The sequence below is a fragment of the Kitasatospora sp. NPDC023120 genome (genome assembly GCF_055560835.1).
In genome coordinates this window covers 209,117-225,696 of record NZ_JBVHHY010000006.1, presented here as the reverse complement: position 1 = coordinate 225,696, position 16,580 = coordinate 209,117, and the positions used below count along the sequence as shown (strand labels likewise).

At 74.0% G+C, this 16,580-nt stretch carries 13 protein-coding genes; 9 read left to right on the top strand and 4 right to left on the bottom strand.

Going from position 1 to position 16,580, the window contains the following annotated elements; translation table 11 throughout:
* Positions 1 to 25: 25 nt before the first annotated feature.
* The gene (locus tag ACZ3TI_RS11500; protein ID WP_465725867.1) at positions 26 to 988 is read right to left on the bottom strand and encodes an LPXTG cell wall anchor domain-containing protein; all 963 of its coding nucleotides are present in this window, start codon (positions 986 to 988) and stop codon (positions 26 to 28) included.
* Between the two features lie 207 nt (positions 989 to 1,195).
* Here ACZ3TI_RS11500 and ACZ3TI_RS11495 point away from each other — a divergent pair, with 207 nt between their 5' ends.
* The 3 genes from ACZ3TI_RS11495 (at position 1,196) to ACZ3TI_RS11485 (ending at position 5,352) form a co-directional block, all read left to right on the top strand.
* The gene (locus ACZ3TI_RS11495; protein WP_465725865.1) at positions 1,196 to 2,419 is read left to right on the top strand and encodes a benzoate/H(+) symporter BenE family transporter; all 1,224 of its coding nucleotides are present in this window, start codon (positions 1,196 to 1,198) and stop codon (positions 2,417 to 2,419) included.
* A 174-nt stretch (positions 2,420 to 2,593) separates the two neighbouring features.
* Positions 2,594 to 3,826: a M64 family metallopeptidase gene (locus ACZ3TI_RS11490; RefSeq protein WP_465725863.1), complete on the top strand. Its 1,233-nt coding sequence runs from the start codon at positions 2,594 to 2,596 to the stop codon at positions 3,824 to 3,826.
* Positions 3,827 to 4,038: 212 nt separating this feature from the next.
* Positions 4,039 to 5,352, top strand: a complete 1,314-nt coding sequence (locus ACZ3TI_RS11485; protein WP_465726052.1) for an MFS transporter — start codon at positions 4,039 to 4,041, stop codon at positions 5,350 to 5,352.
* 60 nt (positions 5,353 to 5,412) lie between these two features.
* Here the strand turns inward: ACZ3TI_RS11485 and ACZ3TI_RS11480 are convergent, their stop codons facing one another.
* Together ACZ3TI_RS11480 and ACZ3TI_RS11475 are read right to left on the bottom strand one after the other, a co-directional pair.
* Positions 5,413 to 6,234, bottom strand: coding sequence for a BRO-N domain-containing protein (locus ACZ3TI_RS11480; protein ID WP_465725861.1), 822 nt, complete (start codon positions 6,232 to 6,234; stop codon positions 5,413 to 5,415).
* A 159-nt stretch (positions 6,235 to 6,393) separates the two neighbouring features.
* Positions 6,394 to 7,215: a maleylpyruvate isomerase family mycothiol-dependent enzyme gene (locus ACZ3TI_RS11475; RefSeq protein ID WP_465725859.1), complete on the bottom strand. Its 822-nt coding sequence runs from the start codon at positions 7,213 to 7,215 to the stop codon at positions 6,394 to 6,396.
* 173 nt (positions 7,216 to 7,388) lie between these two features.
* On the opposite strand from ACZ3TI_RS11475, the gene ACZ3TI_RS11470 reads away from it, so the two are divergent.
* The 3 genes from ACZ3TI_RS11470 (at position 7,389) to ACZ3TI_RS11460 (ending at position 10,160) form a co-directional block, all read left to right on the top strand.
* The gene (locus tag ACZ3TI_RS11470) at positions 7,389 to 8,186 is read left to right on the top strand and encodes a carbon-nitrogen family hydrolase (protein ID WP_465725857.1); all 798 of its coding nucleotides are present in this window, start codon (positions 7,389 to 7,391) and stop codon (positions 8,184 to 8,186) included.
* A 137-nt stretch (positions 8,187 to 8,323) separates the two neighbouring features.
* Positions 8,324 to 9,397, top strand: a complete 1,074-nt coding sequence (locus ACZ3TI_RS11465; RefSeq protein ID WP_465725856.1) for a GntR family transcriptional regulator — start codon at positions 8,324 to 8,326, stop codon at positions 9,395 to 9,397.
* Positions 9,398 to 9,512: 115 nt separating this feature from the next.
* A complete protein-coding gene (locus tag ACZ3TI_RS11460; RefSeq protein WP_465725854.1) occupies positions 9,513 to 10,160 on the top strand; it encodes a hypothetical protein in 648 nt (215 codons plus the stop codon).
* Positions 10,161 to 10,211: 51 nt separating this feature from the next.
* On the opposite strand, the gene ACZ3TI_RS11455 is transcribed toward ACZ3TI_RS11460, so the two are convergent.
* Positions 10,212 to 10,997, bottom strand: a complete 786-nt coding sequence (locus tag ACZ3TI_RS11455; RefSeq protein WP_465725852.1) for an SLATT domain-containing protein — start codon at positions 10,995 to 10,997, stop codon at positions 10,212 to 10,214.
* Between the two features lie 368 nt (positions 10,998 to 11,365).
* On the opposite strand from ACZ3TI_RS11455, the gene purD reads away from it, so the two are divergent.
* From purD to ACZ3TI_RS11440, 3 genes are all read left to right on the top strand, one after another.
* On the top strand, positions 11,366 to 12,613 hold the full coding sequence (gene purD, locus ACZ3TI_RS11450; protein ID WP_465725850.1) for a phosphoribosylamine--glycine ligase: 1,248 nt from the start codon (positions 11,366 to 11,368) through the stop codon (positions 12,611 to 12,613).
* A 546-nt stretch (positions 12,614 to 13,159) separates the two neighbouring features.
* Positions 13,160 to 14,758: a hypothetical protein gene (locus ACZ3TI_RS11445; protein ID WP_465725848.1), complete on the top strand. Its 1,599-nt coding sequence runs from the start codon at positions 13,160 to 13,162 to the stop codon at positions 14,756 to 14,758.
* Positions 14,759 to 14,975: 217 nt separating this feature from the next.
* Entirely contained in the window at positions 14,976 to 16,514 is a 1,539-nt protein-coding gene (locus tag ACZ3TI_RS11440) for a N,N-dimethylformamidase beta subunit family domain-containing protein (RefSeq protein WP_465725846.1), read from the top strand.
* The last annotated feature ends 66 nt before the right edge of the window (positions 16,515 to 16,580 follow it).

Below are 16,580 nucleotides of genomic sequence, written 5' to 3'. Positions count from 1 at the left end.
CCCTTCTTTCGTGCCCGTCCGTCGGTCAGCGCCGGGGACGGAGTCGACGGACGGCGATCAGGACGCCCGCGCCGAGAGCGAGGAGCGCGGCGGAGGAGAGGGCGAGGAAGGTGTTGGTGGACGAGGCGCCGGTCTGCGCCAGCTCGGGGGTGCCGGCGGGCGCGGTGGTGGCCGGAGCGGTGCCGGGCGCGGCGACGGGGGCGGCGGCGGGCGTGGCCGGCGCGGCGGCGGGCGCCTTGACGGGCTCGGCGGCCTTGGCGGGGGTCCTGTCGGCGGCGGGCTCGGCCTTCTTGGTCTCCTTGGCCGGCGCGGTCGGCTTGGCTGGCGTGGTCGGCTTCGCGGGGGCGGCGGTGTGGGCCACGTGGAAGGTGTGCTGCTCGCCGGACTCGTCCGGGAAACCGGGGGCCCCGGCGAGCGTGCCGATCTGGAGCTCGGTCATGTCCTTCGGCGCCTTCGCGGAGAGGCCCACCCGGAACATGACGTTGGCGGCCCGGCCGTTCTCCAGGCGCGCGGTGGTGGTGGCGGGGGAGTTGACGGTGAAGAGCGTCGGGTCGCAGCCGTGCCGGAGGGCGACCGGCTTCCAGGCGCCGCCGCTCATGACCTCGACCGTGAGGTCCTGGGTCCGGAGGCCGCCGGACTTCGGGTTGAACAGCGCGAGCGCCGCGGAGACGTTCTGGTACGGGGCGCCGGTGAAGTTGGTGACGCCGACGCCGATCTCGACCTTGGGGCCGCCCGCGGTGATGGTCTGGCCGTCCGGGGTCATGTGGAAGCCGGACTGGTAGGTGCCGTTGTGCTTGGCCGGTGTGGTGGCCGGGGCGGTGACGGCGGCGGTGTCGCCGACCGCGTCGCCGCAGGCCCAGGCGTCGGCGGTGCCGAGGACCTGGACGCCGCCGGCGAGGACGACGGTGGTGGCGAGGGCAGCGAGGCCGCGGCGGGCGGTGAAAGCGCGGTCGTTCTTCGCAAAACGGGTGATAACGGACGTGCGCATGACGTGACTCCCCAGGGTCATGTGACTGACGGTGTGTTTGGTGAAGACGACCGGCCCCGCTCCTCCTGAGGGGAAGCGCCCCCCGGCTCTGCCGGTCTCGCTCTCCGTGCCTTCATCCGTATAGACGCGCATCCCCGCAGGGGGTTGCAGGTGGTTTCAAAACTTTTTTCGGGAGTCTTCGGAGGGTTGCTTCGGGATACTGCCGGGATGACGGATGAGCTGACGATCAGACCGGAGACGACACCGGTCAGGGGCGGGGAGCATCGGTCCCTGCGGCGGGACGCATCGGGCCCGGCGCTGCTGGCGGGGCTGGTGTGCGTCGCGGTGTCCTTCTCGGGACCGCTGGTGGTGGTGCTCGCGGCGGCCGCCGCCGGACGGCTGGACACCGCGCACACCGCGTCCTGGATCTGGGCGGTGGCGATCGGCAGCGGGGTGAGCGGCTTCGCGCTGAGCTGGTGGACCCGGACGCCGGTGATCACCGCCTGGTCCACCCCGGGCGCCGCGCTGCTGGTGACCAGCCTGGGCGACTACCCGTACCGGGAGGCGGTCGGGGCGTTCCTGGTGAGCGCGGTGGTGGTGACGCTGTTCGGGGTCACCGGCTGGTTCGGGCGGCTGATCGCGGCGGTGCCGGTGGGGATCGTGAACGCGATGCTCGCGGGCATCCTGTTCTCCTTCGGCGCCGGGATCTTCGGCGCCGTGCACAGCGCGCCGGTGCTCGTGGTGGGCAGCTTCGCGGCCTTCCTGCTGGCCAAGCGCCTCGCGCCGCGGTACGCCGTACCGGTCGCGCTGCTGGTCGGCGGGGTGCTGGCGGCGCTGACCGTCGGACTGCCGCTGCACCTGGGTACGGGCGGGCCCACCGTGCCGGTGCTGACGGTGCCGGCGTTCTCCGGGTCGGCCCTGGTGGGGCTGGCCCTGCCGCTCACGATCGTCGCGCTGGCCTCGCAGAACGCCCCCGGCCTCGGGGTGATGCGGGCCTCCGGCTACCGGGCGGACGACCGGCTGCTGATCGGCTCGACCGGCGTGGTGTCGATGCTGATGGCACCGTTCGGCTCGCCCGGGGTGAACCTGGCGGCGATCACCGCGGCGATCTGCGCGGGCCCGGAGGCCCACCCGGACCCGCGCCGCCGGTACGTCGCGGGGATGTCCTCGGGCGTGCTGTACGTCCTGGTGGGCAGCTTCGGCGGGGTGCTGGTGAGCCTGTTCACCGGGCTGCCGAAGGAGCTGATCGCGGTGATCGCCGGGGTCGCGCTGCTGGCCTCGCTGCAGGGCAGCCTGGCGGCGGCGGTCGCGGAGGAGCGCGGACGGGACGCCGCGGTGGTGACCTTCCTGGCGAGCGCCTCGGGGATGAGCCTGTTCGGGATCGGCTCCGCCTTCTGGGGACTGCTCTTCGGTCTCGGCACCCATCTGGTGCTGGGTTTCCGGAGGACCTGAGCGGGGGCGTGGTTGGTATGACATGTATGACCCGCATGACAGGGAGGATGTGGATCGTTCGGCCAGGTCGGTGACATTTGCGTCCGCCCGTGGGGGCGACACGCCGGTCCGGGTACGTCTCCGCTCCACCACCCGGGCGACGCCGGGTGACCGGAGCCCCGAGGACGCACCCGTATGCCGCCTGGCAACCCTGGCCGTCTCGTCCGGAGTCTGGCCGCGCTCGTGCTGGTGTCCACCGCCCTGCTGCCCGCCGCCCTGGAACTGGCCGGCCCCTCGCCCTTCGGCGTGATCGGTCCGGGTGCCCCGGCCGACCGGGCGGTGCCCCCGCACACCGCGGTCCGCGCCGACCAGCGGATACCCGCCGCCGCCCCGACCGTCGACATACGCCGCACCGGGGACCCGGCCAACCGGATCACCCTGGTCCTGCTCGGCGACGGCTACACCGCCGACGAGCAGGACCAGTTCCGACAGCAGGCCGACAGGGCCTGGCACGCGCTGATGGACATCGAGCCCTTCCGCACCTACCAGGGCTTCTTCAACATAAGACGGGTCGAGGTGGTCTCCCCGGTCTCCGGGATAGCCGAGACCGAGAGCCGCGGCCGCAACCCGGCCACCCCGCTCGGCATGCACTTCTGGTGCGAGGGCACCGCCCGGCTGCTCTGCGCCGACGAGGCCGCCACCGCCCGCTACGCGGGCGACGGTGCCGGGCCGCAGTACCTGATCGCGCTGGCCAACTCCACGGAGTACGGCGGCGCCGGCGGCACCGGGGTGACCACCCTGGCGGGCGGCAGCCAGGACGCCGGGCGGATCATCCAGCACGAGATCGGACACACCGTGGGGGACCTCGGCGACGAGTACGACAGCGCCCCGGACGACGCCGACTACCCGAACCTCTCCACCCTCAACGCCGACGACATGCGCAAGAAGCAGACCAAGTGGTGGCGCTGGCTCGGCGCCGAGTCCCCGGACGGCGCGGGCGTCGTCGGGGCGTACCGCAGCACCAACGGCCTCTACCGGCCGACCCCCGACTCGGTCATGCGCACCCTGGGCAGCACGTACAACCTGCCCTCGCGCGAGGCGATCATCGAGGAGCTGTACCGCAAGGTCCGTCCGACCGACGCCCCGCTGCCGCCGCCCGGCGAGGTGACCGGGCGGCCCCGGCTCGACGTCCGGCCGCTGCCGCTGACCGGGCCGCGGCAGCTGAAGGTGGAGTGGAAGGTGGACGGCGTCCCGGTGGCGCCGCAGTCCGCCGACGGCGCCTGGCTGGACACCGCGCGGCTGGACCTGGCCCCGGGCCGGACGGCCACCGTGACCGCGACCGTCCGCGACACCACCGACTGGGTACGGGACGAGGCCTTCCGGGACCGGTACATGACCCGGTCGGTGTCCTGGACGCTGACCGGCTGAGGGTGTCCCGGGCCGGGTGGGGCCGCTGGGGCGGGCTGGGGCCGACTGGGGCTGCCTGGGGCGAGGGCCCGGGTAGCGCACCGGCGGATCCACCGGGCCGACGGGTCGCGGGTTCGCCCCCCGGAGGACCGAACCCCGCCCTGGGCCTCCCATCATGGGATGACTAACCTGGTCGCACTATGACCGTGGAGCCCGCCCCTTCCGCCGCGCCCCTGTCCGCCTCCGCTCCCGTCCCCGTAGCCGTACCCGCCCCCGGCCCCGCGCCCGGCTCCGCGCCGGTGCCGCCCGGTGGCCGCGCGGCCTGGCTGGCCTGGTCGGTCGGTGCCAGCGTCTACGTCCTGGCGGTCATCCACCGCACCAGCCTCGGTGTCGCCGGGCTGGATGCCGCCGACCGCTTCGGCATCGGCGCCTCGGCCCTCTCCACCTTCTCGATCCTCCAGGTGCTGGTCTACGCGGCCATGCAGATCCCGGTCGGCCTGCTGGTCGACCGGTTCGGGCCGCGCCGGGTACTGCTGCTCGGCATCCTGCTGCTCAGCACCGGCCAGCTGGCCTTCGCGTTCAGCTCCTCCTTCGCCCCCGCGCTCGCCTCCCGGGCGGTGCTCGGCTGCGGCGACGCGATGACCTTCATCAGCGTGCTGCGGATCGCCGCCCGCTGGTTCCCACCGGCCCGGAACCCGTTCGTGGCGCAGCTGACCGGCCTGGCCGGGATGGGCGGCAACCTGATCACCACCGTGGTGCTCGCCCAGGCGCTGCACAGCGAGGGCTGGACGCCCACCTTCGCGGCGACCGCCCTGCTCGGCGTGGCGGTGTTCGCGCTGGTCGCGCTCTTCCTCAAGGAGTCGCCGGCTGTCGAAGCCCCGGTGCGGCCGGTGGAACACCGGGAACGGCCCAAGGTCCGTCGGCAGGTCCTGGACTGCTGGCGGGAACCCGGCACCCGGCTCGGGCTCTGGATCCACTTCACCACCCAGTTCCCCGGCAACGCCTTCGGCCTGCTCTGGGGCCTGCCCTACCTGGTCCAGGCCCAGGGCATGACCCGGGCGGAGGCGGGCGGACTGCTGACCCTGCTGGTGCTCAGCAACATGGGCTTCGGCTTCCTGTTCGGCCGGCTGCTCTCCCGCACCGCGCGGGCCAGGATGCCGATCGTCCTCACCGTCATCGCCACCACCGGGCTCGGCTGGGCCCTGGTGCTCGCCTGGCCCGGCGGGCACCCACCGATGTGGCTGCTGGTCGGGATCATCCTGGTGATGGGCAGCAACGGCCCGGCCTCGCTCGTCGGCCTGGACTACGCGCGCTCACGGAACCCCGCGGAGCGGCTCGGCACCGCCTCCGGCATCGTCAACATGGGCGGCTTCATCGGCACGATGATCACCCTCTTCGGCGTCGGCGTCCTGCTGGACGCCCTCACCCCGGAAGGCGCCGACGGCTACCCGGCCGATGCCTTCCGCTGGGCGTTCTGCTGGCAGTACGTCCCGCTGGCGGTGGGGACGCTGATGATCCTCCGGCTGCGGCGGAGGGTCACCGCCTAGCGTTTCCGACCTGCGGAAACGCGCATACCCTCAGAATGTCTGAGGGTATGCGCAGGGAAATCAGCGGCCGTACTCGTGCATCAGGTCCGAGATCTGCCGGGCTGTCCCGTAGATCCGCGCGCCGTGCAGCTCCACGGTCAGCCGACCGTCACCGACGGGGACCGGGGCGGGCGCCACGACGAGCATGCGGACCAGATCCACGATCTTGACCTTCGAGCACCGCGGGATGGCCGTGCCACCCCTGATGCCGACGCGCTCGACACTCGGACAGGAGTAGTAGCCGCCGAAGGGCGGGCCGCTGTCGTCCTCGCGTGCCGGCACGCCGTAGAGCATCTCCCCGTGCTTGCAGTACACGGCCCCGTCGGAGCGCAGGTAGACCTGAGGCCAACCATCGCGATCGAGTTCGGCGATGATCTCCACCTGCTGCCCGATCGCCTCGGCCAGCGTCTCCGCCATCCGCCGCCGCTGGGCGGGGATGTCGGTGTCCCCTCGGCGGATGGAGGGGAGCAACTCTTCGGTGACCCAGTCCCGGAAAGGTTTGGAGGACGCCTTGTTGGACCGCATCAGCAGGGTGTAGAGACCTCCTTCGTTCATCACGCGCAGGTACGGATTCGCGTGGCTGTACAGTTTCCGACCTGCGGAAACGTCGTGACTATCACTTTTGGTGACAGTTACGGACCGCATGTCGACGGTGCGGTGCTGGTGACCCTCCAGCCCCTTCACGGCCTGCGCCGCGTTGCCGCGCCCCAGCACTCGGCACACATCCGCCGTGACGAACCACGGTTCCCCGTCGATCATCACGACCCTGATCGGCTGCCCCGTGACCGGGAAGCTCGACCGCACCAGCACCATCCGTTCCTGCTGTTCCTGTTCGTCGTCCATCGGGACGCCCCTCCTTCTTCCGGGTGATGGCAGGACTGCCCGGAACAACGAGGCCGAATAGGTGAGGTGGCTGGTGCGGTGTTGACGTATGGATGCGCGAGTGGTGCCGACCCGGCGTGCGTTGGTGCGTGTACGCCGGGTGGTGGGCGCCGGTGAGTCTCAGATGGTGACGGAGAAGTTGGCGAGCACCCGCTCGGCGAGCTCCTTGTCGCCCTCGACCGACACCGGGCCGGGGCGGCCGCGGCCGCAGGCGAGGCGGAGGTAGGTCTCCCAGTCCATGGTGAGCTGGACGTCGGGGGCCAGGCTGATGGACTCGTCCACGGTGCAGTGGCCGGTGGAGTCCACCCGGACGGTGCGCAGGAACTCCACCGGGCCGGTGACGTCCAGCACCAGGGTCGTGCCGGCCGGGGCGCCGGCCTTGTTGGCGACGGCCTTGGGCAGCAGCTCCAGCAGGAGGTCTCGGGCGATCAGCGCGGCCGGGGAGTCCAGGTTGCCGGGGGCGTCCAGGGCTCTGCGCAGGTCCTGCTCGTGGGCCCAGACGTCGAACGCCCGCATCCGCAGCAGCTCGTGGTACGGGACGTCCCTGGCGAGCGGGCCGGCCGGCCAGCGCACCGGCTCGTCGGGCGTCTGCTTGGCGTTCCGCAGCGCCCGGGAGCGGCGGATGATCGTGTACTCCAGCTCGCTGGTCATCTCCAGCGCGGTGTGGCAGCGGCGCTTGTCGACGGGCAGCTCGACGTAGCGGGCGAACTCGGTGGTCACGTGACGGAGGTCACGCGGCAGCGAGTGGATCGGACGGGGGTCGCCGAGCAGCTCGGACTCGACCGCGATGACGTGCGAGACGACGTCCCGGACGGACCAGCCGGGGCACTCGGTGGCCCGGTTCCAGGAGCCCTCGGGAAGGGGTGCGACCAGCTCCGATATGGACTCGATGCTCTGGGTCCACGCCTCGGTGTAAGCCTGCACGGTCTGGTTGTCCGTCACGGGAATCTCCGGCCCTCCGTCAGCTTCCTTGCCGCCTGTGCCCCGCTGTCACCGCCGGCCGGGTTGGTCCGGGTTCCGGGCGCACACGCTAACCGCACGTTACGCTGCCCGGAGACAGCTGGGCAGCGCTTTCGGGTGACGATCGTAGGTCTCTTGTCGTGGACGGTGGTACTGTGCGCGCTTCATTGATCCAACTCGCGGTTTCCGACGCCGAGCCGCCCGCCGAGCGGCGGGCCAGGGCGGCGGCACTGGTACGGGCCCAGCGGGGTGCCGACCTGGTGGTGCTGCCGGAGCTGTGGCCGCTCGGCGGTTTCGCGTACGACCTCTGGTCGGACGGCGCGGAGGGCCTGGACGGTCCCACCTCGGACGCGATGGCGACCGCGGCCCGGGCGGCCGGGGTCTGGCTGCACGCCGGTTCGATCGTCGAACGCGACCCGGACGGGCCGATCTACAACACCTCGCTGCTGTTCGCCCCGGACGGCGAGCTGGTGCACACCTACCGCAAGATCCACCGCTTCGGCTTCGACAGCGGCGAGGCGGTGGTGATGGGCGCCGGTCAGGAGATCGTCACCGCGCCCACCGACTTCGCCACGCTGGGCCTGGCCACCTGCTACGACCTGCGGTTCCCGGAGCTGTTCCGGGCCTTGCTGGACTCGGGCGCGCAGCTGCTGGTGGTCCCGGCGGCCTGGCCGGCCCGGCGGCGCGAGCACTGGACGCTGCTGGCCCGGGCGCGGGCGGTGGAGGAGCAGGCGTTCGTGCTGGCGTGCAACACCGCCGGGACGCACGCCGGGGTGGAGCAGGCCGGGCACAGCATCGTGGTGGACCCGTGGGGCCGGGTGCTGGCCGAGGCGGGGACGGACGAGGAGGTGCTCACGGTCGAGTTCGATCCGGCCGAGGTGGCCAAGGCACGCGAGGAGTTCCCGGTGCTGCGGGACCGCCTGCTGGGGATCCCGGCGCCGGTCCAGCGCTGAGGGGCGGCGGCGGGGCGGCGTCTTCCGGAGGGTTGGTTCGGACCTGGCCCGGGCGGGTTTGAGAAGATGAGCACTCGTCGTGTTCCCGCCGGTCCGTCGAAGGCCGGCACGGTAGGCCGCCCGAGGAGGTCGCGCCCATGGCTGGCAACCGCGCAGGCGACACCCCCCGCCCCGTCATCCACCGAAACAGCCTGCGCGAGCAGATCGCCGGCGCGCTGCGCGAGGAGATGATGGCCGGCCGCCTGGAGGCCGGCCGCAACTTCACCGTCAAGGAGATCGCCGAGCTGTACGGCGTCTCCGCGACCCCGGCCCGCGAGGCGCTGGTCGACCTCGGCGCGCAGGGGCTGCTGCGGGCCGAGCACCACCGCGGCTTCACGGTGCCCGAGCTGTGCTGGGAGGACTTCCTGGAGATCTTCGAGTCCAGGGTCCTGCTCACCGACAGCTTCCACCGCCAGTTCGCCACCCGCCGGGCCCTGCCCGACCTCAGCCGGCTGCCCTCGCTGCACCGCCGGGCCGACGCGGCCATCCGGGCCGCCCGGGCCGGGAACCTGGACGTCATGGTGGGCTGCGACCGCCGGTTCTGGCAGGAGGTCGCCGGGTTGCTCGGCAACCGCCGGATCGCCGAATACCTGGACTGGCTGCGGGTGCAGTCCTGGATGTTCGCCGCCCCCTACCTGCGGGAGCTGCCCAGCCTGGCCGGGCTCTGCTGGGACCGCCACGTGGACCTGGTCGGGGCGATCGAGGCGCACGACCTGGCCGGCGCGCACCGGATCATCTGCGAGTACAACCTGGACACCGCCCGGCTGCTGGCCGAGCTGGCCGGGCAGCCGCTGGAGTCGGTGACGGTCCTCGGGCTGCTCGCCGAGACCACCGGAGCGGAGCCGGCGTCCGCCCCCGTCGCGCGACCGGTCCCGGAGCCCTCGCCCGAGACCGGGCCCGGCACCGGCACCGCGACCGGGATCGCGCCCGCGACCGCGACCGCGCCCGAGACCGCGCCGGGCTCCGCCGCCGAGCCCGGCGCGGCCCGCGGCGGGCGTCCGCCGCGCGGCGACGAGGTCGGCCGGGAACTGGGCCGTGAGCTGGGGCTGGGCCTCGGACTGGTGCCGCAGCCCCGCTCGGTTCCGTACGGCCGGTTCGGCCGGCGGCTGCCCGCGGCGCCCCCCGAGGCCCCGCGGGGACGGCCCGACCCGCACGCCGCCCCGGGCCGGTAGGGTTGGCGGGCGTCGGACCGGGCGCCCGCGAAGGGCCGTCCGGATACCGACTCCGCCCCCGTCGTCGTCCCGCCCCGCGGGCGATCCCCCACCGCCCGGAGAGGAACTGCCGGCCATGGCCTGCGACCTCTGGCTCGTCCCGCTGGTGGACGTGCTGAGCCACAGCCCCGACAACCCCTTCCGGGACGATCTAGCCCTCTACAACGCGGTGTTGACCTCGCGCGGGCTGCCCGAGGTGCCGGTCTACGAGTACGTCCCGGGGATCAGCGGAGCGGTCGAGCCGATAGCCGCCTTCGACTACGACTCGCTGCACTTCCTGCGCCGCGCCTACCTGCTGGGCCTCACCGGACTGGAGATCACCCCGGTCGACGCGCTCGGCGGCGACTACGAGCAGCTGCTGGAGATGTTCGAGAGCAGCGCCGAACAGTCCCACCTGGTCTGGCACTTCGACCACGCGGGCGCGTACGTGCCGATCGACTTCGCGATGCCGCTGGTGGACGACACCCTGCTCGCCTCCGGCGGTCCGCTCGGCTCCAGCCACGGACTGCTGCGCGAACTGCAGGCCGTGGCGCCGGTGCTGGGCATCGACCCGCTCAACCCGCCGGACCCGACCAGGCCGCTCGGCCCGACCGGTCTGGAGCAGCCGTTCGGACCGCCCATCGACGACGTGCACCCCTTCGCCCGGGAGCGGCACGCCTGGTCGGGCCTGTACGCGGCGGCGACCAGGAGCGTCGCCCAGGGGTCGATGATCGTCTTCGCCTAGCCCGTAGCGGCCCCCGGCAGCTCCGGCAGCCCCGGCCGTACCGCCCGGCCGCTACCGCAGCGGACCCTCCGGCGGCCGCTGGCGCGGCATGGTGGGCCGGGTGCCCGGCGGCGGCAGCACCCGCACCTGGGCGCTCATCCCCGGCTCGGAGCGCCCGCCCCAGCTGCCGGGGGCCTGGGTGGGCAGCTGGGTCATCGAGGCGCGGAACTCCAGCATCCACTCCGAGGTCTCGGTGCGGACCATGTCCGAGACGTCCTCGCAGAACCGGCGCAGCACGCCCAGGCAGCGCTCGGCGGCCTCGCCGGCGGTGCCCTCGGTCGGGCCGAGCACCTCGCGCACGCACTCCGACGCCCAGTCGAACTGGAAGGCCTCCAGGCGGCGTTGCAGGGCCTGCCCGGTGGAGACGTCCCGCATCCAGCCGGAGGTGAGGCCGAAGGCCCGGTCGGCGCCGTAGCAGGCCGCGGAGAGCGCCAGGGCGACGTAGCCCCAGCTGGTGCCGTGCGCGAAGCTGCCGGCCAGGTCGACCAGCGGGGCGGTCACCCCGCCCACCGCGAAGCCGGCCGAGCCGAACCGCAGCAGGCGGGCCCAGCGGCGCTTCCAGACCCGGTCCCGGCGGTACCACTCGATCGCCTCGACCGCCCGTTCCTCGGACCAGCGGTAGAGCTCCTCCAGCCGCTCGGCCGGCTCGCCCCAGTCCCCGAGGGGGAACTGGCGGGTGCTCAGATCGGTGTGATGACGGGTGGAGGCCCGCCGGACCACGGCGGCGGCGGGCGGGTCCTCCTCGCCGATCTCCTTGCCCCAGGCACTCTCCTCGGGCTGCATTTCCGGCTGGCTCACCTGTGGGGCTCCCTGTGGCGGGCGGGCGGCTGGGTCTGTCGGCGCATCGGCTGACGTGGCGTCTGCCGGTGGTTGTCCAACAGCACTTCTTACCGCCAAATGGCTGACCGTGGGGGCGCTTCCCGGGTGATCGTTACCGGGTTGGGCCACCGGAACCCGAGGTGAGCGGGTTGCGGGGGGCGGCGGGATTTCACCCGTCCGAGCGAGGGCCCGGTGACCCTTGGTCGTGACCCGGACACCGACCGCCCACCGGCGCCCTCCGGACTTGGAGGATCCTCCGGCATCGTCGGCGTACGGATCTGTTCTCCTGGACGATCCGACGGGACCGGAGAGCGGCCGGAACGGGCCACCGACTACGCTTGCGAGGCGTGAAGGTCCTCGTCATCGGCGGCGGCGCCCGCGAACACGCCCTGTGCCGCTCTCTGTCCCAAGATCCCGCCGTGACCGAGCTGCACTGTGCCCCGGGCAACGCCGGGATCGCACAGGTGGCGACGGTCCACCCGGTCGACCAGCTCGACGGTGCCCAGGTCACCGCGCTGGCCGAGCGGCTCGGTGCCGCCCTGGTGGTGGTCGGCCCGGAGGCCCCGCTGGTCGCCGGCGTGTCCGACGCGGTGCGCGCGGCCGGCATCCCGGTCTTCGGCCCGTCCGGCGCCGCCGCGCAGCTGGAAGGCTCCAAGGCCTTCGCCAAGGACGTGATGGCCGCCGCCGGCGTCCCCACCGCCCGCTCCTACGTCTGCACCACCGCCGCCGAGGCCGCCGAGGCGCTGGACGCCTTCGGCGCCCCGTACGTGGTCAAGGACGACGGGCTGGCCGCCGGCAAGGGCGTCGTGGTCACCTCCGACCGCGAGGCCGCGCTGGCCCACGCCGCCTCCTGCGAGCGCGTGGTCATCGAGGAGTACCTGGACGGCCCCGAGGTCTCGCTCTTCGCGATCACCGACGGCACCACCGTCGTCCCGCTGCAGCCCGCGCAGGACTTCAAGCGCGCCCTGGACGGCGACGAGGGCCCCAACACCGGCGGCATGGGTGCCTACTCGCCGCTGCCGTGGGCACCCGCCGGGCTGGTCGAGGAGGTCCTGGAGACCGTCCTGCAGCCCACCGTGGACGAGCTGCGCCGCCGCGGCACCGAGTTCTCCGGCCTGCTGTACGCGGGCCTGGCGCTCACCTCGCGCGGCACCCGGGTGATCGAGTTCAACGCCCGCTTCGGCGACCCGGAGACCCAGGTCGTGCTGGCCCGGCTGCGTACCCCGCTGGCCGGCCTGCTGCTGGCCTCCGCCACCGGCACCCTGGACCAGCTGGAGCCGCTGCGCTGGGACGAGGGCGCGGCCGTCACCGTGGTCGTCGCCTCCGAGGGCTACCCGGCCGCACCGCGCACCGGCGACCCGATCGAGGGCCTGGCCGAGGCCGAGGCGGACGGCACCGCGTTCGTGCTGCACGCCGGGACGAAGTCGGGCGAGGACGGGCAGGTGCTGAGCGCCGGCGGCCGCGTCCTGTCGGTCACCGCGACCGGCGCCGACCTGGCCGAGGCGCGCGAGCGCGCGTACACCGCGGTGGACCGGATCTCCCTCAAGGGCGGCCAGCACCGCACCGACATCGCCCTGAAGGCGGCCACCGCGTAGGGAAGTTAGGCCGCTACGAGGCCGTACCGAGGCTGCTCCGAGGGCGCTGCGGACCGTGGGAATCAACCCCCATGGGCGCAGCGCCCTCGGCGTTTCACAGCCGGAGTGGCTCCGGGGGAGGACACACCGTTCGGTCGACGGATTCCAGCCCATCGGGTGACAGCACCCGCATCCGGCTGACGTAGCGGTGCGCCCGGCCTTATGGTGCGCTGGATCGCAGCGCGTGGGGCCCGCGCGCCGGGGTCGCCGCCGGGTAGCGGCGGTTCCGCGGGGGGATGCTGGACGGCGTCCGGCCGGGCGGTCACCGGGTGCTTCGCACCGGACCGGTCGCAGGCGTCCGGAATCCGGGCGGCGTCACCGGGACGAGTGGAAACCGGGGCGATCCGGAACGACCACCCGGACCGGGGCGTCGAAAATGTCAGTAGCGCCACGCAGCATGCACTACCGGGATCGGACGCCTCCGCTTCCCGGTCGGAACCGATCGTCTCGAGTCGGCTCAGGGCCCGTACCGGGCGCCCGAGGGCTCCGAAGGGGGTGCCGCACCGTATGGCCGCTGTCGACACCGCGCGCGCTCACGCCCACGCGGTCCTGCGGGTCCGAGGCCTCGCCCTGGCCGCCGGCGTCCTGCCCGCCGCCGTGGCGGTGGTCCTGCTCGCGGGCCGGTTCACCGGCCGGATCGGCGCGCCCGGGGCCGCCGACGCGGCCGGCTGGGACGCCGCCCGCTGGGTGGTCTGCGGCGTCGCCGCGCTGACCCTGCTGGTCGCCGGGCTGACCGCCCGCGCCCTGCGTCGGGCCGAGCCGCCCCGGACTCCCGCCGTCCCGCTGGACCGCGCCGAGGCCCCCGAGCTGTACCGACTGATCGGCGAGCTGGCGGACCGGCTGGACGTCCCCGCGCCCTCCGCGGTCGCCCTCACCCCGGACTGCGACAGCTGGCTGGAGGACGTCCCGCCGCCCCGCAGGACGCACCCGCTGCGCCCGCACCCGCTGCGCCCGCACCCCGAGCTGCCCGCCCCGGTGCTGGTGATCGGCTCGCCCTTCCTCTGGTGGATGCGGGCCGGCGAGCTGCGCGCCCTGCTCGCCCCCGTGGTGGCCGGCACCGCCGCCTCCGCCGATCCGGACATCGCCGCCGCCCGCCGCTTCCTGCGCAGCCTGGACGCCTGCCTGGACTCCGGGCGGGGCGCGGCCCCCGGCCTCGGCGGCGGCACCCTGGCCGCCCCGCCGCGACCGCCCCGGCGCGGCCCGGCCGCACTCGCCGACCGGGTCACCCGCCGGATCACCCGCCGGCTGCTCGGCGCCTGCCGCGGCCACTCCGCCGAACTGGAGCGCTCGGTCGCGAGCTGGGCCTCCGAGCAGGCCAGGACGGTCGACTACGGTCTGCGGATCGCCGCCCAGGAGCAGGTCGGACTCGCCTACGCCGGCTGGGACCGGCTGCTCACCCGGGTCGCGCTGCCCGCCTGGCGGCTCGGCCGCCACCCCGCCCACCTCAACGCCGGCGTGGTCGCCGCCCTCACCGAGCTGTCCCGCCGCGACCGGCTCGCCGAGGGCTACGGCAGCCGGCTCGGCGACCGCCCCGCCTGCGACCTGCTGGAGGAGCCCGGCACCGTCGACCAGGCGGTCTCCCGGCTCGCCGCCGAGCTGTTCTTCGGCCGCCCGGCGGCCGGTGCCTGGCACGAGCTGGAGTGGGCCGACTACCCGGCCGAGGTGGTGGACGCCGGGTGGCGGGCGGGTGCCGCCGCCCTGCAGTCCGCCCTGGACCGGCTCGCCCCGCAGTCCCGTCCCGGCGCCGCGACCCTCACCCGGCTGCTGGTCCGGCTCGCCGAGGGCGACGGCGAGCAGCTGGCCGCCGCGCTCGCCGCCCAGCTGGCCCGCACCACCGCCCCGGCCCCGCTGCTCGAACCCGACCGCACCGGCCGCGACCTGCTGGTCGACCACGTCACCGCGATGGTCTGCTGCGCGGCCGCGGACACCGCGGGCGCCGCCCCCGGCCTGGACTGGCTGGACGGCCCGGTGCTGCTGCTCGGCGGGGTCCGCCGCACCGACCTGGCCGGCCCGGTCGCCCAGGCGGTCGAGCAGGGCCAGGACGGCCCGCTGCGCGCCTGGCTGGACGCCGCCGACGTCCGATTGGAGAAACCCGTCCGGCTGTGACCGGTGGGACGGCGCTCGACACCCCCGCACGCGCCCCCGGACGGATCGGCCGCCGGTCGTCTCCGCAGGCCGGAGCCCCTCCCCGGCCGGGCGGCAAGATTCCCGGCACCAATTGGCACCGGAGGGTGACGGAGTGCCAGCACTCTGTGGTGTATTAGACCGCACGCACATCCGGGGGGCACGTGCCAACCGGGCGGAAGTGCACCTGGAGGGGCGCGTGGGCACCGAACTCAACCGCCGCTGGGAGTCCGGAACGCATGCCTACAGCGTCTCCGACCCCTTCGGCCAGGGCCCGCTGCCCTGGCTGCGCAGCCCGGACCAGTACCTGGCCGGCGCGGAGGGCGCCGTCCCCTGGTACGTCTCGGTGGACGCGCCCGGACAGCAGCCGCTGACCGCCGGCACCCGGCCCAAGCCGCCGGTCGGCACCCCGCAGAGCTCCAACGACGTGGACCAGCAGATCAAGGGCTTCGCCTCGGCGGGGGTGATCCGCCCCGGCGGCTCGGTCGACTTCCGGGTCACCGTCAACCCGCCCCGCGAGTTCACCGTGGACGTCTACCGGATCGGCCACTACGGCGGCGACGGCGCCCGTCACATCACCTCCAGCCCGCCGATCTCCGGCCTCGCCCAACCCGCCCCGCTGGTGGTCGACCGGACGGTCTCCTGCCACCACTGGTGGCACTCCTGGCGGCTGCAGGTCCCGGCGCACTGGAAGCCCGGCGCGTACGTCGCCGTGCTGACCACCGCGGACCTGCTGCACCGCAGCCACATCCCTTTCACCGTGCGGGACTTCGAGGAACAGGAGCGCACCGCCGAGCTGCTCCTGGTGCTCCCGGACGTGACCTGGCAGGCGTACAACCTGTTCCCCGAGGACGGTCGCACCGGCGCCAGCCTGTACCACGCCTGGGACGGCCGGGGCGGGCTGGTCGGCGAGCCGGAGGCGGCCGTCACGGTCTCCTTCGACCGCCCGCACGCCACCGCCGGGCTGCCGCTGCACGTCGGCCACGCGTACGACTTCATCCGCTGGGCCGAGCGCTACGGCTACGACCTCTCCTACGCCACCGCCACCGACCTGCACGCCGGCCTGGTCGACCCGTCCCGGCACCGGGCGCTGGTCTTCCCGGGGCACGACGAGTACTGGTCCGCGCCGATGCGCCGTGCCGCCGAGCGGGCCAGGGACGGCGGCACCTCGCTGGTGTTCCTCTCCGCCAACACCATGTACTGGCGGGTCGAGCTGACCGCCGCCGCCTCCGGGGAGCCCAACCGGCTGCTCAACTGCCGCAAGCGGCAGAAGGTCCCGCCCGGCAGCCCGGCCGCGGGCGTGTCCGGCGTGCCCAGCGCGCTGTGGCGGGACGCGGGGGAGCCCGAGCAGCACCTGCTCGGGGTGCAGTACTCGGGCCGGGTCGCCGCGCCCGTCCCGCTGGTCGCCCGGCACACCGCGCACTGGCTCTGGGACGGCACCGGCCTGCAGGAGGGCGACGAGCTGCCCGGACTGGTCGCGGGCGAGGCCGACCGGTACTACCCCAAGGTGGCGCTGCCCGAGCACGTCGAGCGGGTGCTGCTGGCGCACTCGCCGTACCGGGACCCGGCCGGACGCACCCGCTACCAGGAGACCTCGCTGTACCGGGCGCCGAGCGGCGCGTACGTCTTCGCGGCCGGCACCTTCGCCTGGTCGCCCGCACTGGGCCGCCCCGGACTGACCGACGAACGGATCCAGCGGGCCACCGCCAACCTGCTGGACCGACTCTGCAAGAACTAGGAGGCGCCCCCGGCTCCGGCGGCCGGGGAACCGGCATCCGGCGGTCGTGAAAGACTGCAGGGGCAG